General features: G+C 39.9%; 3 protein-coding genes. All 3 read left to right on the top strand.

The features are described from left to right. The first annotated feature begins 134 nt into the window (after positions 1–134). Positions 135–524, top strand: a complete 390-nt coding sequence (tnpA, locus tag ACYQ3Q_RS28185) for an IS66 family insertion sequence element accessory protein TnpA (protein ID WP_459929449.1) — start codon at positions 135–137, stop codon at positions 522–524. Next, positions 517–873 (top strand): IS66 family insertion sequence element accessory protein TnpB, encoded by a 357-nt coding sequence (gene tnpB / locus ACYQ3Q_RS28180; protein WP_459929448.1) that lies wholly within the window; start codon positions 517–519, stop codon positions 871–873. The genes tnpA and tnpB overlap by 8 nt, the downstream gene beginning before the upstream one ends. 116 nt (positions 874–989) lie before the next feature. Further along, positions 990–1,858: transposase (locus tag ACYQ3Q_RS28175; protein WP_459931709.1), on the top strand; the 869-nt coding region annotated here is incomplete at its 3' end.

Genomic DNA, 1,858 nt, shown 5'->3' with positions numbered 1-1,858 from the left:
GTAAACGGTAAATAATGAGTACCTGTCTTAAAATTACTTGTCATGTTAACCTTGAATATATGAATCTCTAAAAACTTGAGAACTTCTAACAGTTTTTCAAGTACTAGAAAAACTATAATCAAGGAGCTGTGCGTATGGACAGTAAAGTGAAATCATTAACTGCTCAGTATCGTTATGATAAGTGGGTTGCTATCATTTCAGAACACAATGCCAGTGGATTAGGCATCAGAGATTGGTGCCGGCAGAATAACGTAAAAGAAACATCTTATTATTATTGGCTTAAGAAAATCCGTCACTCTATCGTCGAATCCATTGATCAAGATGATAGAAATGGTGAGGTCTCTTTTGTTCCAATGCTATCACAACCGAAAACAAACGAATTAAGTCATGTTAAAAATGTTAAAGCTAACTCAACAGGTCAACCAGAAGTTATTATCAAACTCGGTGAAATTACCATCGAGTTTGGAAATCAAACATCGCAAGAGCTAATCTTAAATGTGCTCAGGGGCCTTAGAAATGTTTAATAGTGCCTCTGGATTTGATCAAATCTATATCGTCTGTGGTTACACCGATTTGAGAAGTGGAATAGATGGGCTAAGCGCCCTTATTCAGCAGAAGTTTCAGCTTAATCCCTTCCAAAATGTACTTTTTCTGTTTTGCGGAAGAAGAACCGATCGAATCAAGGGACTGGTATGGGAAAATGACGGTTTTCTAATGCTCTATAAACGTCTTGAGAACGGACAATTCCAGTGGCCACGTACTGAAGAAGCTGCTCGAAACATTACCTTACAACAATTTCGTTGGTTGACAGAAGGTCTCACACTTGACCCCAAGAAAAAGGTTCATCAATCTTCTCCAAAACGCGCAATTTAGCCAAAATACCTGTGGATAAAACGATTTAAAAATGTTAAATTTTAAACTTTTCCACAATTTTAAAAGCAAGCTCATTCCTTCTGTACACTGCATCTTCCGTGTGATAAAGTGAAATCATGGAGAAAAAATTGACCGAAAAACAACTAACTGACTATAGTAAGGAAACCATCGTAACCATGTACATGGCACTTCAGGAAATCACAGAATCCTTAAAGAAAACCAGTGACATGCAGCAGGAGCAGATGAATGTCCTTAACAAAAAGATCGATTTGTTACTGGAACAAGTCGCCCTGGCCAATCAACGACGTTTTGGCAGATCGAGTGAGAAGATCGTTTTAGATGGTCAAATGGAGCTTTACTTCAACGAAGCTGAAGCCATTGTTGACGCTAACGAATCGATCACTGAGCCTGAGCTAGACGAGGTTTATTCAAAACCGACTAAGCGCAAAAAGCAAAAGGGAAAACGCGAAGCAGATCTTAAAGACTTACCTATCAAGGTCCTCCATCATGAAATGAGTGAACTTGAACTAAAAGAGATCTTTGGTGACAAATGGCGTAGGCTACCAGACGAAGTTTATAAAAGACTTGCTTTTCATCCAGCGACTTTTGAAGTGGAAGAACACCACGTCGCTGTTTATTGTGGCGCAGATAATCAGACCATTGTGCGTGCGAAACGCGATAAAGATCTTCTTAGAAACAGCATCGTGACGCCGTCGCTACAGGCGGCGATCTTTAACAGCAAGTATATCAATGCACTACCGCTTTATCGATTGGAGCAAGAATTCAAGCGACATGATGTGAACATTTCTAGGCAGAACATGGCAAACTGGACGATCCAGTGCAGTGAGCGATACCTTTCTTTACTTTATGACAGAATGCATCAGGAATTACTTGAGAGTCCTGTTCTACAAGCGGATGAAACGCCCGTGAAAGTGAGTAAAGATGGCAGAGCTGCAGGAAGTAAAAGTTATATGTGGGTCTATCG

It is taken from the genome of Desulfosporosinus burensis (assembly GCF_054657535.1).
Note: the sequence above shows the minus strand (reverse complement) of the source record. Positions and strands in the feature narration are given on the sequence as shown.